Source organism: Oceanobacillus neutriphilus, from assembly GCF_014645515.1.
GTDB classification, from domain to species: Bacteria; Bacillota; Bacilli; order Bacillales; family Amphibacillaceae; genus Oceanobacillus; species Oceanobacillus neutriphilus.
This window is the reverse complement of the sequence record NZ_BMLW01000010.1, coordinates 148,252-173,247: the sequence shown is the minus strand read 5'-3', so window position 1 is coordinate 173,247 and position 24,996 is coordinate 148,252. Positions and strand designations below refer to the sequence as shown.

Here is a 24,996-nt window from a genome sequence, read left to right as displayed (position 1 = left end):
TATCGGTTAAACTGTGAAAAAGATTATTCTTTATCTGATTTTTTTGCTTGTTTAGCTTCTTGACGCAGTTCTTTTCGGGATTCTTTTTTATTTTCTTCTTCCCCCTGCTCGTCTTTAATTCCGTGAGCCACCATTCTTTTTTTCAGGCGTTCGTTTTCTGTACGAAGTTTTTTAATCTCATGATGTGCTCTATAAAGCCGGATTGCCCCTACTGCTGCAGTAATTAATCCTCCCATTAATACAGAAAAGAGGATAACCAGGATTAAAGGGGAATCCGCCGTCCAGAATAAATAGTCGACTGCTACAGGCTCCACATTAATAACAGCAAATACAGCGATAATAATTACAAATATAATAGCGAGTATGACATAAACCTGTCCATTCATAAGTCTTCCTCCATTAAAATTATTTTTATTTATTTATTACCCGGTTAGGTATTATTTTAAGCATGATAGTAAAAAAAAGAGAACTTCCAATGGTTTTAAACCGGTAAAATTAACTAAAGTCTGCTGCTAAGCTCGTTTAGAGATATTACCATGTTGAAAGTTCTCTTTTTAATTTTCATATTTCCTTATACAAATACTGTTTAATCAAATTATACTTGTGGTCCGTCGACTTTCTCTTTTTTCCTAAAGTCAACTGGTTTATCCTTCACTTTTCTGCCTCTCCATACCAGCCAAAGCTGTGATGCCAGGAACAGAGATGTATATGTTCCAGCCACTAAGCCGACTAACAGCGCAAATGCGAAGGCCCATATCGATGATGCCCCAAGCACTAAGAAAGCAACAACAGCAATAATCGTTGTAATAGACGTGTTCATTGTCCGCGTAAATGACTGAATAATACTCTTATTAATAATCTCTGCAAGTTTCTTAAATGATTTCACCCGTTTTTCGTGACGGATATTTTCTCTGATCCGGTCGAAAATAACAAGCGTATTATTTAATGAATAACCGATAATGGTTAAAATTGCAGCTACAATCGTAATATCAAATTCTATTTGCGTTATACTGAATGCCACCAGCATAAAGAACACATCATGTAACAGGGCGATTATAGCAGTAACACCGAAGAAGATTTCAAATCGGACAGCTATATAAGCGACAATAAATAGAGATGCGATTGCCACAGCATAAACTGCATTCTTGACGAGTTCCTGCCCTACAATAGGGGACACTATACTCACACCGGGTTCATGGCCATATACGTCTTCAAAATGCTGCTTTAGACTATGCTCTTCTCCTTCATCCAGAACGGTATCAAAACGGACAACACCTATTTCATTATTTTCTCCAGATAAATTTACAGAGCTTATTTCGTAACCAAGCGTTTCAAATTCTGATTCCACTTCTTCTTCCGTTAAGCTTTGATCAGCAACAACTTCTATCCGGGTACCACTTGTAAAATCAACTCCCGGATTAATTTTAAAGATTCCAATGCAGACAGCGCCAATAATTACCAATATTGTTGTAACTGCAAAAAACTTCTTGCGATGTTTCACAAAATTAACAGATTTGCCAAAAAGCTTAGGTTCAGGTTCTTCTCCTTCTGTAATATCTTTAATTTGTTTCTTATTGACACCAAGCCAGCCTTTTCTATTTTTTAAGAAGCCGCTTTGAACCCATAGTGCCAGAAGAGCTCTTGAGCCAAATACGGATGTTAAAAAGCTGATTAAAATACTGATAATCAGCATTGTTGCGAAGCCTTTAACAGAACTTGTACCAAAAACGAACAGTACTCCAGCTGCAATCAACGTCGTCAGATTCGCATCTAAAATCGTCACAAAAGAGCTTTTATTCGCAGACTGAAAAGCTGCTTTTACAGATTTTCCGACCCGCAGTTCCTCTTTCATCCGTTCGAATGTAATTACGTTTGCATCAACAGCCATCCCGACCCCTAAAATAAGAGCGGCTATACCAGGCAATGTTAATACGCCATTGAGCAATTCAAAAATTAACACTACTAAAAATACATAGACAGCTAAATTAATGGAAGCAATGATACCGCTAAAGCGATAGAATGCACATAGGTAAAGAATTATCAACGAAATTCCAATGATCCCTGCAAACACTGTCTGATTTAATGCCTGTTCACCGAATTGTGCACCTACAGATGTAGAGAAAATCTCATTCATATGTACAGGCAGTGAACCAGAATTAATAATATCTGCCATTTGCTGGGCTGACTCCACTGTAAAATTACCTTCAATCATAACATCACTGGAATTTATCGTCTGACTAACCGCTGGTGCAGATATGAATTTAGGTTCTTCTTTCTCAGCTTCTGCAGCGAAAGAATCCTCGCCTTCCTGATAATCCATCCAGATAACCAGGCGATTATCGGCCATTTGACTGATTTCCTGTGTTACCTCACCAAATTTATCTGCATCTTTTAGTTTAAGAGTTACAATCGGTGCATTGGTGTTTGGATTATAATCCTGTTTGGCGCTTCCTTCTACAATATCTGATCCATCAAGATATTCCTCATCGTCAACATCCCTGAAAGACAATTGCGCAGATGTTGAAAGTATCTCTCTCGCCTCAGCCTGGTTTTCAATCCCTGCAAGCTGGACCCGAATCCGGTCATCTCCTTCAATATTAATGACTGCTTCACTAATACCCAGGCGGTTCACCCGGTCGTTCAGAGTCTGGACCGTCCCTTCCATTAAACTGTTTGAAATTTCCTGGCCATCCTCAACAGGCTCTACCTCGTACAGGACTTCGAAACCACCCTGCAAATCCAAGCCAAGATTCACTTTACTTACTAAGTTGCTAAACGTTGTTCCAATTACTCCTGCCAAAATTGCGATGACAAGAAAAAAGGCAACGATTCTGCCTCTTTTTTTCATCGTTTGCGCTTCCTCCTTCATATATCAACCTTTTAAACGGCCCTTATTTATCCGTTTGTGGTGAACTTCCAATAAGTGCTTCAATTGAAGCTGCTAAATCATCATTTTCATAGGATTGAATAGTTAAATAGCTTAAATAAACAGATGATTTTAAATGAAAAATATCTTGAACAATTTCATGAAGCCTTTTATCGGTTTTACCCTTCCAGATTTTCACGCAGAGACATTGCCATACGCTCTCTGAAGTCGCTTGTTCATAGCCTAGCATTGTTAATTCTTCCTGTTTGCTTTTTAATGCCGGGTAAATCAATTCTTTCCATGACTCTACATGTTGACTGTCCATTTCATCCCACCATTTCTTTTAAATCTCCATAAAGCCCTATCTTATTGTACGCCTTTTTAATTGGTAAAGAAAGTATAAAAAAGTACAAACAGTGTTATGTAGGAAGACATCTGCACTTTTCCTGTATTATTCATTGCCTGGCCCAATTCAACTGTCATGGTTTGTCCATTACCAAGCATATATATCATTGTATATCAAATTTATTTTTTTGAGAAGGCGGGGCAACTCGAATGACGAAACAAACCTTTATCCAAGGAGCATTGATTCTAATTATTGCAGGCATGCTTACCCGGTTCATGGGTTTTATCAACCGGATGGTCGTAGCACGTTTTATGGGAGAAGAAGGTGTCGGTCTTTATATGATGGCTCTGCCAACTCTATTTTTAGTTATGACCCTGACACAATTCGGTCTCCCGGTTGCTATTTCTAAACGTGTGGCAGAAGCAGATGCACGAAATGATTCTAAAAAAATAAAACAAATTGTTGCCGTCTCCCTGGCTATTACCTTAAGTGCAAGTGTTCTGTTTACAGTTCTTTTAATTCTGGCTGCACCCCTTTTATCTGTGACTTTATTCACAGACAGCCGGGTATTACTTCCACTGATTGTCATTAGTCCTATTATTCCAATAGCAGCTGTATCAGCTGTATTAAGGGGTTATTTCCAAGGGAAACAGAATATGAAACCTCAAAGTATTGCTCAGGTCCTGGAACAAATTGTCCGGATTACATTTGTCGGTGTATTTATTTATATTCTTTTACCTTATGGAATTGAATATGCTGCAGCCGGTGCTATGTTCAGTATTATTATTGGTGAATTTGCTTCGCTCTTATACATGATCCGAAAATTTCGTCAAAAAAGAAAGCTGAAAATACGTAAGCACTTTACAGAAACCGTTCTGTCCGGAAAATCAACAGCAAAAGAACTATTATCTATTTCCATGCCAACCCTGGGGAACAGAATGATTGGTTCTATTTCAAATTTTCTCGATCCGATTATTATTGTTCAGTCTCTCGCGTTAGCAGGTGTTACCGCTGCAGCTGCGACGAAGCAATATGGAGAATTAATGGGCTACACGATGCCTTTGTTGTTTTTGCCGACATTTATTACAAGCTCTCTCTCTATTGCCCTCGTGCCTTCTATTTCTGAGGCAGGAGCAAAAAATCAAACAGAGCTGATTCATAGCCGTATCCATCAATCTATCCGGATTTCCTTTGCATCAGGGGCTTTAGCTACTATTGTCATGACCTTATTTGCTTCTGATTTACTCAATCTTATGTATCGTTCTGATTCGGCAGCGTCATTACTGATTATCATGGCACCTTTTTTCCTGTTTTTATACGTACAGGCTCCGCTGCAGGCAGCTTTACAAGCTCTTGATTTAGCACGGCCGGCTATGTGGAACTCGTTGATAGGTGTCATCCTGAAATTCGGTGTCATGATCCTATTGGCAACGAGTTCCACTTTAGGTATTAAAGGAGCAGCGATAGCTATCTGTGTAAATGTTGTACTTGTAACGTTCCTTCATATCGGTGTATTAAGAAGAGAAATTAATTATTTTCCTGCATGGAAGGATATTATCCGAATGATTATGCTATGTGGAGTAACTTTTCTTCTGACATATTATATTAAAAATCAATTTTACACTGGCGATACTAACTTGGTTTCACTTATCCTTCTGCTGACGGTGATCGTGATAATTTATGTTATGTTACTGCTTCTATTAGGATTTATTCGCAGAGAAGAGTTAAGACAGCTCCCGTTTTTCTCGAAAAAGAAATAATTTTATCCAATAGATTGCTCCCTATCTTTTAAATATTTCTTCTAAATAAAAAATACAAGCATAAATTTAGAATAAGGGACAAACTTAGAGGAGATGAATGAATGGAAAAAATTCAATGGACATCTTTATTCTACGGTTGGATTATATTATTCGGTTTACTTTTTCTTTCAAGCTTTACGTTAGGCTTCCTTTTAAAATTTCTGGACATGAATGAAGCAACCTTATCCTGGATTACTTTTATTATTGGACTGCTTATTTTATTCGTCTGCGGAATAATCACTGGTTTAAAAGGAAAAGCAAAAGGATGGCTTTTGGGTGTACTGATAGGGTTAGGATTTACAGGATTTGTTTTTTTAGTTCAGTTTCTCGGTTATCAGCAGGGGTTCTCGTTAACGCAGGCAATGTACCATGGATTCTACCTGGTTGCGGCAATATTAGGCGGGATTATCGGAGTCAATTTTTCAAGTCCTGCGGAAGAAAATTGATTGGTATAGCATAGAATAGATCTATAAAAAAAAGCTAATGATTGTCCATTAGCTTTTTTTCATGAATTATGCTTCTTGTTTTATTTCTCTGATTGCAGAACGGTCATAAGTTAATTTTGTGCCTTCTTCCGTAATTAACACAATTGTGCCTTCATCAATCGCGTGAATTTTCGCATGCAATCCGCCGATTGTTACGATAGAGTTACCTTTTTGAAGACTATCCTGCATTGTTCTTACTTGCTTCTGACGCTTTTGCTGCGGGCGAATAAGTAAGAAGTAAAAAATAGCAAACATAAGTACAATCCACAAAATTGGTGTAATCATTTCAGCTCCCATAAATTCCATCTCCTTCCTAAAAGTTCTTTGGATTTTCTTGATTCAATCCATATTGTTCAAAGAATGACTCTTTGAAATCACCAAGTCGATCTTCTTTTATAGCAGTTCGAACTTGCTCCATTAATTTTAACAGAAAATGCAGGTTATGATAAGTCGTAAGTCGGAATCCAAATGTTTCGTTACATTTTATCAAGTGTCGAATGTAAGCTCTCGTATAATTTTTACAAACATGACAGTCACAATTTTCATCAATCGGTGAAAAATCGCGTGCATATTTTGCATTTCTAACCACTAATCTGCCATTGGATGTCATGCAAGTTCCATTTCTGGCAATCCGGGTCGGCAATACACAGTCAAACATGTCCACACCACGGATAGCTCCATCAATTAACGCATCCGGTGATCCTACTCCCATTAGATATCTCGGTTTATTTGCCGGTAATAATGGTGTTGTGAACTCAAGCACCTGGTTCATAACATCCTTTGGCTCTCCAACAGATAATCCGCCAATCGCATACCCCGGAATATCAAGTGAAACTAAATCATTTGCGCTCTGCCTTCTTAACTCCTCATATTCTCCGCCCTGAACAATACCAAAGAGCCCTTGAGTCTCCGGCCGTTTATGAGCCTCGAGACAGCGTTCAGCCCATCTGGACGTTCGTTCCACAGATGATTTCATATAATCATAGGTAGCCGGATAAGGAGGACATTCATCAAATGCCATCATAATATCTGATCCTAACGCATTTTGAATATGCATTGCTTTCTCAGGAGATAGAAATAACTTCTCGCCATTTAAATGATTACGGAAATGAACGCCTTTTTCTTCTATTTGGCGCATATCACTTAAACTGAAGACCTGGAACCCGCCCGAATCAGTCAAAATGGCTTTATCCCAATTCATAAACTTGTGCAAGCCGCCAGCTTCTTCAATAATATCTTCTCCCGGACGCAGCCATAAATGATACGTGTTGGAAAGTATTATATTTGCCTGCATGGAGCTTAATTCCTCGGGACTCATTGTTTTTACAGTTGCCAGTGTTCCGACAGGCATAAAGGTCGGTGTATCAAAAGAACCGTGTGGCGTATGTACACGTCCGAGTCTCGCCCCTGTCTGTTTATCTGTTTTTATTAATTCATACGTGATAGGTATCATGATTTCTCTTCCTTTTTTTTCAGTCTAAACATATCATAACGCATTTATACCCGATAAATCTAGATAATTAGCATAGCATCCCCAAAGCTGAAAAAACGGTAGCGTTCCCTTACAGCCTCGCGATACGCATGAAGCACCTCATCTTTTCCTGCCAGCGCACTTACCAGCATAATAAGCGTTGATTTAGGCAGATGAAAATTCGTAATCAATCCATCAATTGCCTGATATTGATATGGTGGATAAATAAAGATATCAGTCCAGCCGCTTGTTTCCACAAAGACTCCGTTATTATCACGGGCAATTGTTTCTAATGTGCGGGTTGAAGTAGTTCCAACTGAAATAATTCTTCTACCCTCTGCTTTAGCGTTATTTAATGATTCACTGGCTTTTTGAGACATACGGTAGAACTCACTGTGCATTGTATGCTCTTCAACAGAATCTACACTAACCGGACGAAATGTACCCAAACCGACGTGCAGCGTAATAAAAATAACCTCGACACCTTTATCCTTTATTTGTTGTAATAATTCATTGGTAAAGTGCAGCCCGGCAGTCGGAGCAGCGGCAGATCCTTTTTCTTTCGCGTAAACGGTCTGGTAACGGTCTTTTTCCGAAAGCTGTTCCTTAATATACGGCGGTAAAGGCATTTCACCCAGTTCATCTAATATTTCATAAAAAATACCGTCGTAAGAAAATTTCACTGTACGTCCGCCATGCTCTTTAATATCTGTACAAACAGCTTTTAATAACCCGTCTCCGAAATCAATGACTGTTCCTTCTTTTACTTTTTTAGCAGGTTTTACTAACACTTCCCAATTATCGCCCTCTTCCTGATGCAGTAAAAGAACTTCTATTTTAGCACCTGTATCTTCTTTTATCCCATACAAACGCGCCGGCAATACCTTGGTATCATTTAAAACGAGACAATCACCTGCACGCAGATAATTTATTATATCTGAAAAATGCCGATGCTCTATTTGACCTGTCTGTTTATCCAGAACACAAAGTCTGGAGGCTGTCCGGTCCTTCAAAGGTGTCTGCGCAATTAATTCCTCAGGCAGATCAAAGTCAAAATCTTCTATATTCATGTCTATCCCCTTACTTTCATCTTATCGTCGCTATCAAACCTTATTTAAATCTGCTTATAATAAACAGGATCAGGGTCAGCACAACACTTACAAGAATAGAAGTCATTAATGGGAAATGAAAGGTCATATTTCCTTTTTGGAATGTGAAATCACCTGGCAGTCTTCCGATAAATGACCAAAGTAAACCTATTACAATCAGAACAATTCCTGCAATAATAAATACTTTCCCCATTATTCTTCCCCATTTACCATAGGTATACCGAGATGTTCATAAGCTTTAGGTGTAACCCGTCTTCCTCTTGGAGTCCGCTGGATAAAACCTAATTGAAGCAGAAACGGCTCATATACTTCCTCAATGGTTTGCGATTCCTCACCAATCGTTGCTGCAATCGTGTCCAGCCCAACAGGTCCGCCATTAAAGCCTTCAATAATTGCTTTTAACAGCTTATGGTCAATGTGATCCAGTCCGGCGTCATCGACCTGCAGCATTTTCAACGCCTGTCTGGTTGTTTCAAAGCTAATTTCTGTTTCACCCTTCACCTGTGAGATATCACGCACTCTTTTCAGTAATCGGTTGGCAATACGGGGTGTCCCTCTGGACCTGCGGGCAATTTCTACTGCTGCATCCTCTGAAATTGTCATATGAAATATATCAGCTGTGCGCATTACAATTCGGCGCAGATCAGCTACTTCATAATATTCCAGCCGGCTGAGGACACCGAACCGGTCACGCAATGGGGCACTTAACAATCCGGACCGTGTCGTTGCCCCTACTAAGGTAAAAGGCGGCAAATCAATCCGGACACTGCGCGCACTTGGTCCGCTTCCTATGACAATATCGATAAAAAAGTCTTCCATTGCCGGATACAGCACTTCTTCAACTGATCTCGGCAGACGATGTACTTCATCAATAAATAATACATCTCCCGGCTCTAAGGAAGAAAGAATCGCAGCCAAATCTCCAGCTCTCTCAATGGCAGGGCCGGAAGTTGACCTGAATTGCACCCCCATCTCATTAGAAATAATAGAGGCTAACGTTGTTTTTCCGAGTCCCGGCGGTCCGTACAGTAATACATGATCAAGCGGCTCTTCGCGCATTTTTGCAGCTTGAATAAAAATACTTAAATTTTCCTTTACCTTTGGCTGGCCAATATAATCATCTAATTGCAGCGGTCTCAGGCTCTGCTCGATGGACACATCTTCATCATGTAAATTGCCATCTATCATACGTTCATCCAATAATAACACCCCTTTCTATTTTGCTAATAGACTAAATGCTTTGCGGATGACTTCGTCTGTATTTTTCAATGTACTGTCCGACTTCAGCTGTGGTGTAATTTTCTTCAGTTCATTCGGTGTAAAACCTAATGATTTCAAGGCGTCCAATGCTTCAGACACGATTTGGCGATCTTGTGTACTGCTTACTTTTTCAGATTCCTCAGCTGTACTTTCTATCGCAAAGTCGTTTACCAGTTTTCCTTTTAAATCTAAAATAATTTGACGGGCCGTTTTCTTCCCTACACCAGGAAAGGTTGTTAAAAACTTTTCATCCTCATTTTCGACTGCCGCAATAAATCCATGGATATTTACTCCGGCTAAAATAGCCAAAGCCCCTTTAGGCCCGATCCCTGATACAGAGATAAGCTTGGTAAATAAGTATTTCTCATCCGTATTCCGGAAACCGAATAAGATTTGCGCATCCTCTCTGACATGATGATACGTATGTATTTGGACTTGCTGATTCATTTCCGGTTCAAATACATAAGGATTGGGACAAATAATCTCATACCCAATCCCATGCACATCCAAAATGACAGCATTTTCTTTTATTGAAGTAAGCTTTCCATTTATATATGCAATCATTTTAATCTCCTTTTGTTCTTTAGAAAAACTAAGAAAACACTTGGTTTTTAAAATACTGGTGTTCTTGCCAAGGAGATGTCCGCTCCGGGTAGTCGCTTTCCGCGGGCAACGCCTCAGCCTCCTCGAAAGAAGACCACTTTCTGCGGGGTCTTCACCTGTTGCTTTTCCCGCAGGAGTCGACTTCCCTCCGCTCCCATCTTTGAAGAAATATGTTTCATTTGCTTTCTTTCAAAGAAATGAAGGTTAAGTTCGCGACGTCCCGGGGCTGCGGTTACTCACCCCATGAAACCCGTTGGAGCGGCTATCCTCAGCATTTTATACTTTCTTACTCTTGAATAAACCAATGAATAAACTTCTATATTATAAATAGAAGTTTATTCATTCGACTCCAGATTATGATGAACATCCTGAACGTCTTCGCTTTCTTCCAGTGCATCCACCAGCTTCATCATTTTCTCTTCATCTTCCGGAGATAGAGAATTAGTATTTTGCGGAATTAGAGTGACTTCTGCATCTGCCAGTTTGTAGGACTGCCCTTCTAAATAAGAGACCACATCCTGATAATCCTCAGGACTTGTGAAGATTTCGTAAGCGCCATCCTCTACACTGACATCCTCTGCTCCTGCTTCCAGTGCATCTAAAGTAATCGTATCTTCGTCAATAGAGCCGTCTTCATTTTCAACGAGAATATAACCTTTACGGTCAAACATAAAGGATACACTTCCGTTTTCACCAAGGTTTCCGCCATTCTTTTTAAAGGCATGTCTAATTTCAGCAGCAGTACGATTTTTATTATCGGTTAATACATTAACAATTACAGCAACTCCGCCGGGACCGTAGCCTTCATACGTAATTTCCTCGTAAATAGCGCCATCCAGCGTACCTGTGGCTTTTTTAATATTTCTCTCTATATTATCATTTGGCATATTGTCTGCCTTTGCTTTATCAACAGCTGTTCTTAAAGCAGCATTGGTATCCATATCTCCTCCGCCGCTTTTCGCAGCAACATAGATATCTTTTGCATGCCTCATAAAAATTTTACCTTTTTTTGCATCTTGTGCGTTTTTTCTCTTTTGTATATTTTTCCACTTGGAATGTCCAGCCATTAGACATACTCCTCTCTCGAAACTCTTTTTTTACTATATCAAAAAAAGTCCCATCAGAAAAGGAAAACCGTCTTTTCACCGTAACTAATCAAAAAGATTTTGAAACAGACGTTCCATATCTTCGCCCATCTGATTCGCTTCATTACGTGCGTTAAAATCTTTTACCCGCTCCCATTTTGCAACATTGTTATAAATAAACAGATTTTTATCTGTATTTAAAATATGCTCTATATCGTCACTTACTTCCTCAAAATCACGATTATCTGTCCCCTTTTTCATTTGGACTGCAACAACAATCCGATCCTCTGTTGTAACAACCTGTACATCTTCCACTTCTAAATTCTCCCGAAGCATTTCTTGAAAGGCAGACGATTCATCTTTATCATAGGAGTCTAATGACGGCGGTTCGTTTTGTCTTTCAGCATTGTTTTCTGAGGGCACTTGTTCCTTATTTTCCTCATAGTGAATTGGCTGAACAGGCTGTTCATTGCTTGCATTCCTTTCTGTAGATGTAGCTGTACAGCCTGTCAGTAATAATAAAATGAATATTACATAAATCATATATTGTATTTTCAGCATAATAAAATCCTCCCTTATACTGTAGTATGGATAAGGAAGGACTTTTTAACCTCTCAACTTAAAGTTGTTATGAACTGGAATCATGCTTATCTTTAGACTGTTCCGGAAAGAATGGCGGCTTTGGATAGAATGAATTTTGTGGTGAATTGGATAATGGTGCCGGGTTAAAATAAGCATATTGCCGATTCTCTGCTACCCCTGGATATTTTCTTGTATCATCCATATATGATGCAGACGTCGGCATCTGACTTGGTTTATCAGGTGAGACAGGACTATTATCATCCATAGTCTGCTTGGAAGCTATTGCGTTATTTGCTGATGTATATATATCAGGCGCAGGTCCCTGCCGGTTTACCTGATTTACCGCCTGCTGCGGCTGATAAGGCATCATTCCTTGCAACTGCTGGTTTACATCTTCATACTGCATTTCATTGAATCCCATAGGTGCCAGGTTGAAAGCAGACTGCATCAGCCCTGTTTGATTCTGATTTCCCCCGCAGCCGCAGTCTCCCCCAGAATGCATAGGAGGCATCATCGGAAATCCTTGCTGCATTCCCGGCTGCACACCATATGGATTAAAATGTGGCATCGGTGGACAAGGCATGAAAAATACCGGCATCATCGGCGGACAAAAAGGCACTGGTTCACAAGGCATTGCTGGTAGTTGCTGATAAGCTTCAAACTCAAAGGCCTCCTGCTGTTGTTGCGGTACTTCTTTACCGGCAGGATGCTGATCCATACTTGGTGCTGTTTTTTCTTTCTTCTGCTGTTTAGGAGGCTCTTCTTTCTTGACCGTTTTTTGCTTTGGTTTCGGCGGCTGTTCTAAAATAGGCATAGAAGGTATCTTGGGCATTTTGGGCATAACTGCTTCAAACTGTTCTTTTTTCTTTTCTTTTTGATCATCTTCTTTTAATACAGCAATAGGTGTCGGTGACTTTTGTTTATACGGATGTTCTGTTTTTTTCTTTTCTTCTTTCTGAACCGGTTTTGTCTGTTCTTTTTTTGCAGGTTTTACCTCTTCTTTGGAAGGTAATGTTTTTTCTTTCTTGGACACCGGTGTCATTTGTTCTTTTTTGTTTGTTCCTTTTTGCACTTGTTTTGTAGATCCTGGTATTTTTATTTTCATTCCAGGCATAAGTTTTTCCGGATTAGCTAAATGTGAATTTACCTTCTTCAATTCCTCAAAAGAGGCATTATACTTTTCTGCCAATTTCCATAACGTATCTCCAAGCTGTACAATGTGTATTTTCAAAAATAACGAACTCCTTTCCCTTTCATCATTGAAATGGGCTAATGCTCTATATCAGCATATGCACATAATAGAAAAAAGTTGCACACTGGGCTTATGATTGTTTACGAAGCTTTCTTTAAATTTTGAGCTCTTTGAATGAAAAGAAAAAGCATATCATGTTTTTACAAAATTCTTTTCGAGCTTCAGACAAAATACGACCTGTTCACTTGATAAATGTAAAAGTTAAAATTGTGCATACTAAAAAAACAGAGGGGTTATTTTCACTCTGATATGCTGTTTTTAATTAAAAAGATTGTTTGATCTGATATCTCGAGTTTATTTTTTGCTTAATAAAGGTATATAGAGGTAATAGCACGCTTTCTAACAATTATCTCGTCATCGTTGAAATGCTACAAAGTTTTATTTCATACTACCCTGTCATGGCTGGTATAATCCACATTTTTAGATTTACCGGCACATTCACAGCTGTTGATTTTATGATGGATACTTGTTAGGATGTGAAGGTCTAAAAAATACAATATTACTTTTTTGTATTTTTAGATTGTTTAAATACAGGAAGGAGCAAATTATGAGTAAAAACACAAAAAAAAGAAAAATGTCGAATGTTTTTCTTTACGCCTCTATTATCGTAGGTATTATGGTAATACTAGGCGCAATATTTCCAGATGGTTTCGGGCAAGTTGCCGGTAACTTATCGGACTGGATTACCAAATATTTCGGCTGGTACTACATGATTCTTACAACTATCCTTGTTTTCTTTTGTGTTTTTCTTCTTTTCAGCCCGATTGGCAATTTAAAATTAGGAAAACCAAAGGACAAGCCGGAATTCCGAACAGTTTCATGGCTGGCGATGTTATTTAGTGCTGGTATGGGGATAGGATTAGTATTCTATGGTGCGTCTGAGCCTGTTTCACACTTTCTCGCCCCGCCAACAGCTGATCCCGAGACAAACGAGGCAATGCTGGAAGCGATGCGCTCCACCTTTTTACATTATGGATTTCACGCTTGGGCTATCTATGGTGTGGTTGCACTTGCACTCGCATATTCGCAATTTAGAAAAGGTGAGGTTGGACTCTTATCCAAAGCACTGCGTCCGTTATTCCACGACCGTGTAGATGGACCACTCGGTACTGTTGTAGATGTATTGGCAGTTTTTGCAACAGTAGTCGGTGTTGCTGTATCACTTGGAGTAGGTGCTTTACAAATTAACGGAGGCTTAAACTACTTAATCGGCATACCTAATAACATATTCGTTCAGGCAATTATTATAGCTGTTGTAACAGTGCTATTCTTAATCAGCGCCTGGAGTGGATTAAGTAAAGGAATTCAATATTTAAGTAACACAAACATGGTATTAGCCGGGATATTATTCCTTATCATATTAATTGTCGGTCCAACCATTCTAATTTTAAATATAATGACAACCAGTACTGGCGGCTATCTGCAGAATTTCCTTTATAACGCTTTAGATGTCGCACCGTTGAATCAACAAAAAAGTGATTGGATGTCTGACTGGACGATTTACTACTGGGGCTGGTGGATGAGCTGGAGCCCGTTTGTAGGAATATTTATCGCACGTGTTTCAAAAGGACGTACCGTTCGTGAATTTATTCTCGCTGTATTACTTGTCCCGACAGTGATAGGTATTTTATGGTTTAGTGTATTTGGTGTTACTGGTATTTCTATCGGCCAAAGCGCGCCGCATATATTTGATATGCCTCCTGAAACACAATTGTTCGGGATTTTCAACGAAATGCCAATGGGTACCATATTATCTATTGTAGCGATTCTGCTTGTAGCCATATTCTTTATAACCTCTGCTGACTCAGCCACTTTCGTCTTAGGCATGCAAACTTCCTTCGGGTCGTTAACGCCACCAGGCAGAGTTAAGGTTGTCTGGGGAGTTTCTTTATCTGCTATCGCATTTATTCTGCTATTAGCAGGCGGAGAAACCGGTCTCGACGCATTACAGTCGGCAGCTATAACGGCTGCACTGCCATTTAGTATTGTTGTTATATTACTGATTATAGCCTTCTTCAAAACCGCTAATGAAGAAAGAAAGTATTTAGGCTTAAAAATAACACCTAATAAGAAAAGAATGCAAACCTATCTGGAAACTCCTCCAGAGGAGTTTGAAAAGGAATTAGAAACATTTATAGAAGAACATAAAGACGATACAAAAGGGATATAAACAACAAAAAGTGCTGAGACATTTCTGTCTCAGCACTTTTTGTTGTTTATATTATTTCATTTTACTTATTAAGCTTTCTGTATTCTTAAAAACGATTTATAACCAGTTATGCAATGATAAAATGCCCTCAAAACGTCAAAGTTTATAATATATCATACACGGGATATGAGCCCAGAATAGTTACCTGACATCCAAGTGCCTCAAGTTCAGCCTTAACACCAGGAAGCAGTATATCGTCATAGGATTGATTCACATCAATAATAAAGAAATAATTGCCTAAACCAGTTTTAGTCGGCCGGGATTCAATCTTGGATAAGTTCAATTTACGCCAGGCAAAAGCAGAAAGAATCTGATGCAGAGCACCTGCCTTATCACTTGGTAAAGTGATTAATAGCGTTGTTTTTTCACCCTTAGCCTCTCGCTTAATGTTAACTTTTTCCGGTTGATGGGAAAGGATAAGAAAACGAGTGTGGTTATTTGGATAATCATGAATATTTTCCTTAAATATTTCCAAACCATATTCGGAAGCAGCAGCACGATTCCCAATAGCTGCTATCGGTTTATCGGAGTTGCTGACCATTTCTGCTGCTCTTGCAGTTGAAGTAGTAACAGCTACTTTGGCATGGTTGAAATGATGATGAAGATATTGTTGACATTGTGCGATTGCATGACTATGCGAATGAACTTCTTCTATTTCTGCCTCCTCGCTGATCATATTACCGCGAACAAGTAAATGCATTTGAATTGGAACAACAATTTCCCCTACTACAGGGATTCTTACTTGGTGTATTAAATAATCTATGGTCAGCTGTACTGTACCTTCAATTGCGTTTTCCAGCGGGACCACTCCAATATCAATTTCTCCGCTGTCTACAGCATCGATACATTCTGGAATTGTTTTATAATCTTCTTTATGTTCTCCATTAAAAGTTGCATCTACTGCTATTTTTGTAAATGTTCCCTTAGGTCCTAAGTAACCAATACTCGTCAACTTCATTTCCTCCTAAATAAAAAAGTATAAAGCACCTGTTTAAAAATACAAAATCTGAGCCCCTTACTATGGAGCAGTTTGACTTCAGTCGAACTGCTTTCACCTTAAGCTGCTGCTTTATCATAGGGACTCATGTGTCAGCTTTCCAGTCTTGGCGCTTGGATCTGGATAAACCAATAATTACTCAATAAAATCAAATTCATAATCTAACAGCCGGACAGTATCACCGTCTTGTGCTCCGCGTTCACGCAGTGCCTTGTCAACACCCATTCCTCTTAACTGGCGGGAGAAACGCTGAACAGCTTCATCATGTTGAAAATCGGTCATTTTAAACAATGTCTCGATCCGGTGGCCATAAAGTACAAAAGCACCATCAGGATCTCTTGATATATGGAAAGGATCCTCTTCCTTCTGATAACGGTAGACAACCGTTTCATCAGCCGGTTCTATCTCCTGTTCATATTTTGGAATCTCTTCCAGCTTATCCGCCACTGCAAATAATAAATCTCTCAAGCCATCTTTCGTTATTGCTGAAATTCTATATATAGGGATTTCATCTCCAAGTTTTTCTTTAAATTCCCTCAAATTTTCTTCCGCATCCGGCATGTCCATTTTATTGGCAGCGATAATTTGCGGTCTGGTCAGGAGCTTCTTATCATACGCAGCAAGCTCTTCATTAATCTTCACATAGTCTTCATAAGGATCGCGTCCTTCTGTCCCTGCCATATCAATAACATGCACAATTACTCTTGTACGCTCCACATGGCGCAGGAACTGATGTCCCAGTCCGACTCCTTGAGAAGCACCTTCAATTAAGCCGGGCAAATCTGCCATTACAAAGCTGCGCTGATCTCCTGTATCAACTACTCCCAGATTAGGAGCGATCGTTGTAAAATGATAAGCAGCAACCTTTGGCTTGGCTGCACTTACTACAGACAGCAATGTAGATTTACCGACACTCGGAAAACCTACCAGCCCTACATCAGCAATCAGCTTCAGCTCCACTTTAATATTACGCTCCTGGCCAGGCTCACCGTTTTCCGCCATATCTGGAGCTGGATTACGTGGACTGGCAAACCTTGTGTTGCCTCTTCCCCCACGTCCGCCTTTTGCAATGACAGCCTCTTGTTCATGATTCGTTAAATCGGCAATAACTTCGCCTGTATCTTCGTCTATCACTGTAGTTCCAGGCGGTACAGGGATAACATAGGCTGCAGCATTTTTCCCATGCTGCGTTTTGCTCATCCCATTTTCACCGCGTTTACCTTTAAAATGACGGTTATATCGGAAATCCATCAATGTGTTCAGACCTTCATCTACTTTAAAAACAATATTTGCTCCATTTCCACCGTCTCCCCCTGCTGGTCCACCTTTAGGAACATATTTCTCACGGCGGTACGCAACAAGGCCATTCCCGCCATCACCGGCTTTTACATAGACACTCACCTGATCGACAAACATTGCTAATCACCTCTTTCTTCTTTTACTAAATTCCATTCAAAATTTGTTTTTTCGTTTTCCTGTGTTACAGAAACACCATATTGCTGTTCTATGTTTTCAATACTTATTTTCTCAAGAATAATATCTTTTATAATCATCCTAAATACCCATTGCGTTTCTTGCTCTTCAATATGAAGAGAGAGATCGTATACAAGTAAATCTTGTGCAGCTTCTGACAAGAAAGCTAATAGTTTTTTACAGGTTGAAAGAAGCTCCTGCTCATCAATCTTCCTTGTAGAAGATTCGAGTAAATCTACATAATACGTTAACGCAAAAGCAGGATATGTATCTTGAAATTGTAAAATCCATATCATAAGCTTATCAGCATTTAACCGCATGAGTTTCCGTTCCTCTTCATAGTATTCCAGAACATTATCCAAATTCATTTTTGCCTTATCCGCTTTCCCCATAGTTAAATAACCGGAAACAATTTGTAATCGGTTCATTAAATCATGTCTGTATTTTTGTATTAAACGAACTGTCTCCTTTTCGTCCATTCCTTCACCTCATTAAAATTGAGTATAGCAGAAAACACAGCAAATCAAAAGCTGTAAAACGCAAGCATTCGACAATATCCGGGAAATGAAAGCAGGCCGCCGAGAGATTATCTCGACAGCCTGCTTTGTTCCTTACCTATACTGTTAACCAAGTCTTATGCTTCTTTGGCTACAGGATAAACACTGACTTTTTTACGGTTTCTACCGAAGCGTTCGAATTTCACAACACCATCGATTTTAGCGAAAAGCGTGTCATCCCCGCCGCGGCCAACGTTCTCACCTGGATAAATTTTTGTACCGCGTTGACGATAAAGGATTGAACCGCCAGTTACAAACTGTCCATCAGCACGTTTGGAACCAAGTCGTTTTGATTGTGAATCACGACCGTTTTTAGAGCTACCTACACCTTTTTTAGATGCGAAAAATTGTAAATCAAGACGTAACATAAAAATGCACCTCCTTATGAGAAATTCAGTCGAACATGCTCTCCGTAACTTTCTTCAATGGTTTCCAAAGAGACAATCATCCCCTGTACCAGCCACTGAATCTTTTCAACCTTTTCGGAGCTTATATTCTTTGGAAGCCTGACAGAAAGATAACCGCCGTCAGCCCCCTGATCGATATTGAGTTCTGTATCACATAGCTTCATAATTGCATTCACAGCGCCAAAGGTCACAGCCGAAACACCTGCACAGACAAGATCATATCCATATGGACCGCTCTCTGCATGTCCAGTAAGTTCAAATGCTGTCACTTGATTATCTGATTGAAAAACAGTTATTTGAATCATTATGATTTACAGAACCCTTATAAGCTGATTTTATCAACTACAAGTTTTGTGTATGGCTGACGATGACCCTGTTTACGATGATAGTTCTTTTTAGGCTTGAACTTCACAACGTCAATTTTCTTTTGACGGCCATGCTTTTCAACCTTAGCTGTTACAGTTGCGCCCTCAACGTATGGAGCACCAACCTTCACATCGTCTCCGCCGACGAATAGGACTTTTTCAAAAGTTACTGTGTCGTTCACTTCACCAGCAACCTTCTCTACATAGATTTCTTGTCCTTCTGTTACTTTAACTTGTTTACCACCAGTTTCAATAATTGCGTACATTTATATGCACCTCCTCATTTAACTCAGACTCGCCATTCAGGTACTGCAGTTAACAGTTTTAAGACCTGTTCTGCGCGGTTGTAGCACGGGTGCTACTTAGAATAACAGATAAATCTTATCATTTTACGGGTTCCATTGTCAACCTTTTTTAATGATCTTAGCTAAAAACTCTTTACAATAATATAGTATGGAAGCTTTTATATTTCAAAAACTATTTCACAGTCATTAAAAGCTCCTTCACATATACCTGTATAGACTAATATTACTGCCAGAAAATTTATTAAGCAATGCCCGTTTTATCTTTTATACATTTACTCATATAAACAGCTTGTTTCTCATATATATACTTGTACCAATCTAAGAAGAAATCTGCAACTGATTCTATTATCTTTAAAAAAGGATTGTGAGATGGATGGACAAAAACTTAAAAAAAATTCGTAAATCAATTGAAATGCGTCAAAAAGTAAAAGGATTAAATAGAGCAAAGCAAGGTAATCAAGAGGATTATTTACAAAGTAACGCATTACCGGATATGGAAGAATCTCACGGTTTCTACCCTTCTATATCTTCCAGCCATACAAATTCACCAATTCCTGAAAATAATTCCCGTATTACCAGCATTGCAGTAAAAGCTCTATTGTCCGTTTCGCTTTTTCTGGGAACAGCACTCGTTACTGAAGTAGATAAACCTTTTATGGAGCAGCCAAAAGAATGGATAACTTCCAATTTAACAAATCAATTTCCTTTTGCTAAGGTGAACGCCTGGTATTCTGAGGCATTTGGGACTCCCTTATCCTTCAGACCAAGTACAGTTACACAAGAAGTTGTTACTGATCCAACATATCTTCCAGTGAACGGAACCATTTCAGAGCACTTTCAAGAAAATGGCCAAGGTGTCTATATTGATGCAGACGGAGAGGAAAATGTGGCTGCAGTTGGAGAAGGCATTGTGGTATTTGCCGGCAATGATCGTTCTACAGATAAAACGGTAAAAATTCAGCATGCAGACGGCTCTATAACGCAATATGGTTTTTTGGATTCGATCGAGGTTCATTTGTATCAGCATATTTCTAATGGCCAAGTTCTTGGAGCATTAGGAAATGAAAGTGGCAACCAATCTGTTTTTTTCGCAATAGAGCAAGAAAACCAATATATTGATCCTGAGCAGGTGATTCTGGTTGATCAACAGCCTTAAACATACTATGCAGCTTATTCATTTCCATCCAATCCTATGGATATTTATTGTCATTTCTTTCTTAACAGGCTCTTTTACAGAACTGGCTATTATTTTCAGTATTGTTTTTCTTCATGAGTTAGGGCATTATATTGCTGCTTCTTCCTTTAAATGGCGAATTTCAGCTATTGTTCTTTGGGCTTTCGGAGGAGTGATGAAAACAGATGAGCATGGAACCCGCCCTGTTCGTGAGGAAGCAATCGTTATACTTGCAGGACCATTTGTACAGATTTTAATTTATGGCTTTTTATATTCCATCTCTTCCTTTGAAATCATTCCAGACTATTATTTCGAATTAATACTTTATTATAATACAATTATTCTCCTGTTTAATCTGCTGCCGATTTGGCCATTGGACGGAGGAAAGCTGGTTTTCTTAGCTTTAACTACTTTCTTAACGTTTAAAAAAGCATATTATGCAACGATTATCGGTTCTTTAGCGATATGTGCAATAATCGTTTTAGGACAGCTCCTTTTCTTTCCGTTTACGTTAAGCAGTTTCCTTATCTGGCTCTTCTTAATTCAGGAAAATTGGAAAGAATGGAAATATCGCTTTTATGTTTTTATCCGTTTTCTTTTAAAGAGATACGAAGGAGGAAATATTGTACGTGCTATTAAACCAATATACGCATCTCCTCAGGATAGTTTTTTAGATGTATTAACCCGTTTTCACCGGGAAAAGAAGCATACCATTTATATTGAGTATCCTGATAAGGAAAGAATTTCAGTTGAGGATAATGAGTGTTTAGATTATTACTTTAATGAAAGACCCTATCGAAAAACGATTGGGGAAGCGTTTACCGGTTACTGAATAAATAAACATCCGACTGATTTTGAAGTCGGATGTTTTCTTTATTTATTACTCAACTTTCGAACCTAGGAACAAGCATCTATACCTTACCATGCCAAGATAATCATATTTTTCATTATCCTGCTTGCATTTTGTTACCTTTTTATTGAATACAGATTGTGTATAGCGCCGCTCCGACCAACCACTACGCTTTCCATGGGGACGGCTTCAGCTAACTTGAAAAGAAAACCGCTTTTCAAGTGGATCTTCAGCTCGCCCTGTTCCCATAGGAGTCTTCGTGGTTGGTCTGCGCTCAGTTAGGCTTCCACGGTGTATGAAAGAAATCATATCCTGATGGAATTGGATGAAATAATTGCTTTTTACTTGATGAAAAGATCATTTCAGTGTTTCAAATGGTTGACTTGGCAATTTAAATGATAACACAGCATGGGATAGTAAATATCTGGAATAGCTTTTATGAATAGAAAGTAATCGTGACGGGACATTTTTATATGCACCACGAAATAGCTGTTCTTTGCTGATCTAATTTCTTCTATTAGCTCCGCTGTATTAGTCAGTATAGAATCCCTTTCTAGCGGAGGCGGACCGTTTTGACTCCTGAGGGATTAGCATCATCTGAAGATCCACTTTTGCCAAGTGCTCTTCTTGGCAAAAGTTAGCTGAAGAGCATGCCCCTAGGAAAGCAAAACGGTCCGCCGCAGCGGTGGCCTCACACATTACCTTTTTTCTAGATAGAGTTTATGCTTTGTCAAGAGATAGGTGGAAGGAACGATCAACACATGTCTCAATGATGAGCAAGTTATTTTTTAACGTACGAAAGTTGAGTTATTATTATATTTTAAAAAATGCCTTTATCTTCTGCATAAATCCTTTTTCTTCCTCCAATGATTGCAAGGGAACTGTCTCTCCCAAAATTCTTCTGGCTATATTGCGATAGCTGATCGAAGATTTGAAATTTGGAGAGAGAGAAATCGGTTCTCCTTTATTGGAAGCTTTAATCATTTCTTCATCGTCAGCAACAATGCCTATTAAATCAATTGCCAACAGTTGAACAATATCATCTATATCCAGCATATCGCCGTTTTTCATCATATGATTGCGAATTCGGTTAATAATTAGTCTGGGAGGCTCTATCATATCCTCTTTTTCGATAAGCCCTATGATGCGATCGGCATCCCGTACACTTGAATTTTCAGGAGTCGTTACAACAATTGCTCTGTCAGCTCCGGCAATTGCGTTTTGAAAGCCTTGTTCAATACCGGCAGGGCAATCAATAATAATATAGTCATACTCCTGCTTCAGTTCTGAAACGATTTCCTTCATACCTTCTGTTGTTACAGCAGATTTATCACTTGTTTGCGCAGCAGGAAGCAATGAAAGGTAATCAAAACGTTTATCTTTGATCAAAGCCTGCTGCAGCTTGCAGCGTCCCTGAATAACATCGACAATATCATAAATAATCCGATTTTCAAGTCCCATAATTACATCTAAATTTCGCAGGCCGATGTCTGTATCAATTAAACATACCTTTTTATCCATCAAAGCTAAAGATGTACCAATATTTGCAGATGTAGTTGTTTTACCAACCCCACCCTTCCCGGATGTAATTACAATCGCTTCACCCATTATTCATTCTCCTCTCAAATGCGCTAATCACCTTTCTCTGTTTAGAAAGTGTTTTAATCGAATCGATCACAATCTTATTTTGATCAGGATCAATGATTCCGCATTCCATGTATACGCCATCAGCTTCATAATCAGGTGCCCTGCTAATATATTCTGCAATTCGAAGCTGCGCCGGCTTCATATAGGAAGCAGCTATAAAAGCCTCTTGATCTCCTTCTATACCGGCATGCGCAATTCCTAATAAATTCCCCATAATATAGATATTCCCGCTGGCTCTCACTCTGCCGCCGGGGTTCACATCACCAATTAATAGCAGATCTCCTTTTGTTTCAAGTACTTGTCCGGATCTGACAATCTGGTTAACTACTTTTAATTGACTTTCATCGAGCCATGTTTTTGCATCCTTAATTGGTATAACATCTGATTCCATCGCTTCAATTTGAAAACGGTTTTTGTCTTCAATAATTTCTTTTAATTGATGACGCTGCTCTTCCGTTAAATAACGATGACCGAGTTTTACTTTAACCGAAACAACAGGCTCTTCTTTTTGGGGGGTGCTGGCGTCCAGTTTTTTTATCAGGTCTTGTAAAATCTCCTCAAAGGAAGAATTTTCATCAATAAATAAAATCAAACCATCTCTTGTTCCTTTAATTGTGATGGTCGGTTTCGTTTCTTGCACGATATATTCACCTCTTTTTTCTACAGTCACATCCAATGAATGATGCCGACTGAGCAGAGTCTGCCGCTCTTTAATAAATAATTCGGTTTGTCCGGTTTATTTGAAACGGTCAGATTATGTTAATTCTGTACCCCATTTACGCATTGGTTTTATAATGAACGGATAAATTAATACCAGAAATAGCAGATTCATAAGAATTGTAGGTATTAACCGGTTTAATAAGTACACTTCAATTGGCATATCTGTAAATCCAATAACGGTGAAAATGGCATAAATACTAATATCAGCTATGGCTATTCCAAAAGCTGACAGCATCAGCAGTACATAAAAGTTTCCCTGCAGCATTTTCTTCAAACCGCGGACAATATAAATAACAAGGGCATAAGAGAACATATAGACACCCAAAACACCTGTATAAACAATATCAAAAAGTAATCCAAAAATAAGCGCATATAAAACAGCATAATAAGTATCATTACGGTCGTAGAAAATAGCAATATAGATCAATATGACAAACAGCCAGTGGGGCACAATCATATATGTACCCATTAACAGCTGATGAGGCAAAAGCTCTAAAGCAACGCCGGAGAGTACCATTACTGCAAAAAGTATCAAAGGGAATATTACACGTCTGGTCAAGACTCGTCATCCCCTTCTTCTTCATCTTCCGGCTGGTCTATAGAACGATTCACCACAATCACATTCCGGATATCAAATAAATCTGCAGCCGGCTCCACCATTGCAATTCTTGTTAATCCATATTGATCAGCAACAACCTCTTTGACTTCACCAATGGTAATCCCTGCCGGAAATTCTCCGCCCAGCTCTGAGGAATACACTGTATCTCCTTCTTCGATATCGGCTTCAGACTCTTCAATAATACGGAACAAGAGCATCTCTGTTTCTTCATCAAACCCTTCAATCATTCCAAAAATATCACTGTCGTCTTCCCGTAATACTGTTGCAGAAACACGGTTAAATTCATCAAATCCAGTCAATAACTGCACTGTGGATGTGCCTTTTGAGGTACGAAGAACTTTTCCAATCATTCCTTCGGCTGTTCTGACAACCATATTTTCCTGGACCCCATCGCTTTCTCCACGGTTAATGGTTACCTGATCCACCCATTGTTCCGGTGAACGGGCGATTACGGTCGCATAGATTGGTTCATAATCCCGCGCTGTTTCTGTCATATCAATAATAGAGCGTAACTCTTCATTCTCATCTTCCAGCTTCTGCAAATCATATACCATGCTTTTTTGTTGAGATAATTGTTCTCTCAAGACCTGATTTTCTTCGTATGTTGTCTTAAAATCACTAACGTTTGATGCAATATCAGTAACAAAAGTAACTGGAGCCTGTGCAATATTCTGCACCCAGCCTACTGCATCACTGACAATCTTCTCGGCAAAGTTTAAATGCCCCCGACTGTTTAAAGAATATCCTATTAATACCACTAGTACAATAAATCCAATGAGGATCACAAATAATTTCTTACTTCGAAAAAAATTCAT

General features: G+C 39.0%; 27 protein-coding genes and 1 other annotated feature. Of the genes, 5 read left to right on the top strand and 22 right to left on the bottom strand.

The window, feature by feature from the left end; genetic code table 11:
• Positions 1-23: 23 nt before the first annotated feature.
• From IEX29_RS17180 to IEX29_RS17170, 3 genes are all read right to left on the bottom strand, one after another.
• Positions 24-386, bottom strand: a complete 363-nt coding sequence (locus IEX29_RS17180; protein ID WP_188735590.1) for a LapA family protein — start codon at positions 384-386, stop codon at positions 24-26.
• Positions 387-595: 209 nt separating this feature from the next.
• A complete protein-coding gene (secDF, locus tag IEX29_RS17175; protein WP_188735589.1) occupies positions 596-2,848 on the bottom strand; it encodes a protein translocase subunit SecDF in 2,253 nt (750 codons plus the stop codon).
• 43 nt (positions 2,849-2,891) lie between these two features.
• Positions 2,892-3,191, bottom strand: a complete 300-nt coding sequence (locus IEX29_RS17170) for a post-transcriptional regulator (protein WP_188735588.1) — start codon at positions 3,189-3,191, stop codon at positions 2,892-2,894.
• Between the two features lie 230 nt (positions 3,192-3,421).
• Between IEX29_RS17170 and spoVB the strand changes: the two genes are divergently transcribed.
• The gene (gene spoVB / locus IEX29_RS17165; protein ID WP_188735587.1) at positions 3,422-4,972 is read left to right on the top strand and encodes a stage V sporulation protein B; all 1,551 of its coding nucleotides are present in this window, start codon (positions 3,422-3,424) and stop codon (positions 4,970-4,972) included.
• A 101-nt stretch (positions 4,973-5,073) separates the two neighbouring features.
• Positions 5,074-5,457 carry a TIGR04086 family membrane protein gene (locus tag IEX29_RS17160; protein WP_188735586.1) on the top strand — a complete coding sequence of 128 codons (384 nt, stop codon included), beginning with the start codon at positions 5,074-5,076 and terminating at the stop codon, positions 5,455-5,457.
• A gap of 66 nt (positions 5,458-5,523) precedes the next feature.
• On the opposite strand, the gene yajC is transcribed toward IEX29_RS17160, so the two are convergent.
• From yajC to safA, 9 genes are all read right to left on the bottom strand, one after another.
• A complete protein-coding gene (gene yajC, locus IEX29_RS17155) occupies positions 5,524-5,793 on the bottom strand; it encodes a preprotein translocase subunit YajC (RefSeq protein ID WP_077603152.1) in 270 nt (89 codons plus the stop codon).
• Between the two features lie 16 nt (positions 5,794-5,809).
• Positions 5,810-6,949 (bottom strand): tRNA guanosine(34) transglycosylase Tgt, encoded by a 1,140-nt coding sequence (gene tgt, locus IEX29_RS17150; protein WP_188735585.1) that lies wholly within the window; start codon positions 6,947-6,949, stop codon positions 5,810-5,812.
• 59 nt (positions 6,950-7,008) lie between these two features.
• On the bottom strand, positions 7,009-8,037 hold the full coding sequence (gene queA / locus IEX29_RS17145; protein WP_188735584.1) for a tRNA preQ1(34) S-adenosylmethionine ribosyltransferase-isomerase QueA: 1,029 nt from the start codon (positions 8,035-8,037) through the stop codon (positions 7,009-7,011).
• A gap of 40 nt (positions 8,038-8,077) precedes the next feature.
• Positions 8,078-8,269, bottom strand: coding sequence for a DUF2905 domain-containing protein (locus tag IEX29_RS17140; RefSeq protein ID WP_188735583.1), 192 nt, complete (start codon positions 8,267-8,269; stop codon positions 8,078-8,080).
• Complete coding sequence (gene ruvB / locus IEX29_RS17135; protein ID WP_188735582.1) at positions 8,269-9,276, bottom strand: Holliday junction branch migration DNA helicase RuvB; 1,008 nt, start codon at positions 9,274-9,276, stop codon at positions 8,269-8,271. Before ruvB ends, IEX29_RS17140 begins: the two co-directional genes overlap by 1 nt.
• Positions 9,277-9,291: 15 nt before the next feature.
• Complete coding sequence (gene ruvA, locus IEX29_RS17130) at positions 9,292-9,900, bottom strand: Holliday junction branch migration protein RuvA (protein ID WP_188735581.1); 609 nt, start codon at positions 9,898-9,900, stop codon at positions 9,292-9,294.
• 374 nt (positions 9,901-10,274) lie between these two features.
• The gene (locus tag IEX29_RS17125) at positions 10,275-11,006 is read right to left on the bottom strand and encodes a YebC/PmpR family DNA-binding transcriptional regulator (protein WP_188735580.1); all 732 of its coding nucleotides are present in this window, start codon (positions 11,004-11,006) and stop codon (positions 10,275-10,277) included.
• Between the two features lie 84 nt (positions 11,007-11,090).
• On the bottom strand, positions 11,091-11,585 hold the full coding sequence (locus IEX29_RS17120) for a YhcN/YlaJ family sporulation lipoprotein (RefSeq protein ID WP_188735579.1): 495 nt from the start codon (positions 11,583-11,585) through the stop codon (positions 11,091-11,093).
• 67 nt (positions 11,586-11,652) lie between these two features.
• Complete coding sequence (gene safA / locus IEX29_RS17115) at positions 11,653-12,837, bottom strand: SafA/ExsA family spore coat assembly protein (RefSeq protein ID WP_188735578.1); 1,185 nt, start codon at positions 12,835-12,837, stop codon at positions 11,653-11,655.
• Between the two features lie 568 nt (positions 12,838-13,405).
• Between safA and IEX29_RS17110 the strand changes: the two genes are divergently transcribed.
• Positions 13,406-15,028 (top strand): BCCT family transporter, encoded by a 1,623-nt coding sequence (locus tag IEX29_RS17110; protein ID WP_188735577.1) that lies wholly within the window; start codon positions 13,406-13,408, stop codon positions 15,026-15,028.
• Between the two features lie 142 nt (positions 15,029-15,170).
• Here IEX29_RS17110 and pheA read toward each other — a convergent pair whose 3' ends face one another.
• The 6 genes from pheA to rplU all read right to left on the bottom strand — a co-directional run bounded on the left by pheA (position 15,171) and on the right by rplU (position 19,132).
• Positions 15,171-16,025, bottom strand: a complete 855-nt coding sequence (pheA, locus tag IEX29_RS17105; protein ID WP_188735576.1) for a prephenate dehydratase — start codon at positions 16,023-16,025, stop codon at positions 15,171-15,173.
• 174 nt (positions 16,026-16,199) lie between these two features.
• Positions 16,200-17,480: a GTPase ObgE gene (gene obgE / locus IEX29_RS17100; RefSeq protein WP_188735575.1), complete on the bottom strand. Its 1,281-nt coding sequence runs from the start codon at positions 17,478-17,480 to the stop codon at positions 16,200-16,202.
• Between the two features lie 2 nt (positions 17,481-17,482).
• Positions 17,483-18,016 (bottom strand): Spo0B domain-containing protein, encoded by a 534-nt coding sequence (locus IEX29_RS17095; protein ID WP_188735574.1) that lies wholly within the window; start codon positions 18,014-18,016, stop codon positions 17,483-17,485.
• A 155-nt stretch (positions 18,017-18,171) separates the two neighbouring features.
• On the bottom strand, positions 18,172-18,462 hold the full coding sequence (gene rpmA, locus IEX29_RS17090; RefSeq protein WP_188735573.1) for a 50S ribosomal protein L27: 291 nt from the start codon (positions 18,460-18,462) through the stop codon (positions 18,172-18,174).
• A gap of 14 nt (positions 18,463-18,476) precedes the next feature.
• Positions 18,477-18,806, bottom strand: coding sequence for a ribosomal-processing cysteine protease Prp (locus IEX29_RS17085; protein ID WP_188735572.1), 330 nt, complete (start codon positions 18,804-18,806; stop codon positions 18,477-18,479).
• Between the two features lie 17 nt (positions 18,807-18,823).
• Positions 18,824-19,132 (bottom strand): 50S ribosomal protein L21, encoded by a 309-nt coding sequence (rplU, locus tag IEX29_RS17080; protein WP_077603168.1) that lies wholly within the window; start codon positions 19,130-19,132, stop codon positions 18,824-18,826.
• Between the two features lie 15 nt (positions 19,133-19,147).
• Positions 19,148-19,222 (bottom strand) — a sequence feature (ribosomal protein L21 leader region).
• Between the two features lie 322 nt (positions 19,223-19,544).
• Here rplU and IEX29_RS17075 point away from each other — a divergent pair.
• Together IEX29_RS17075 and IEX29_RS17070 are read left to right on the top strand one after the other, a co-directional pair.
• Complete coding sequence (locus IEX29_RS17075) at positions 19,545-20,327, top strand: M23 family metallopeptidase (protein ID WP_188735571.1); 783 nt, start codon at positions 19,545-19,547, stop codon at positions 20,325-20,327.
• Between the two features lie 7 nt (positions 20,328-20,334).
• Positions 20,335-21,177 (top strand): M50 family metallopeptidase, encoded by an 843-nt coding sequence (locus IEX29_RS17070; protein ID WP_188735682.1) that lies wholly within the window; start codon positions 20,335-20,337, stop codon positions 21,175-21,177.
• 831 nt (positions 21,178-22,008) lie between these two features.
• On the opposite strand, the gene minD is transcribed toward IEX29_RS17070, so the two are convergent.
• The 4 genes from minD to mreC form a co-directional block, all read right to left on the bottom strand.
• On the bottom strand, positions 22,009-22,803 hold the full coding sequence (gene minD / locus IEX29_RS17065; protein ID WP_188735570.1) for a septum site-determining protein MinD: 795 nt from the start codon (positions 22,801-22,803) through the stop codon (positions 22,009-22,011).
• Positions 22,796-23,482: a septum site-determining protein MinC gene (minC, locus tag IEX29_RS17060; RefSeq protein ID WP_188735569.1), complete on the bottom strand. Its 687-nt coding sequence runs from the start codon at positions 23,480-23,482 to the stop codon at positions 22,796-22,798. The genes minD and minC overlap by 8 nt, the downstream gene beginning before the upstream one ends.
• A gap of 114 nt (positions 23,483-23,596) precedes the next feature.
• Positions 23,597-24,121: a rod shape-determining protein MreD gene (gene mreD / locus IEX29_RS17055; RefSeq protein ID WP_077603172.1), complete on the bottom strand. Its 525-nt coding sequence runs from the start codon at positions 24,119-24,121 to the stop codon at positions 23,597-23,599.
• Positions 24,118-24,996: a rod shape-determining protein MreC gene (gene mreC, locus IEX29_RS17050; protein WP_188735568.1), complete on the bottom strand. Its 879-nt coding sequence runs from the start codon at positions 24,994-24,996 to the stop codon at positions 24,118-24,120. The genes mreD and mreC overlap by 4 nt, the downstream gene beginning before the upstream one ends.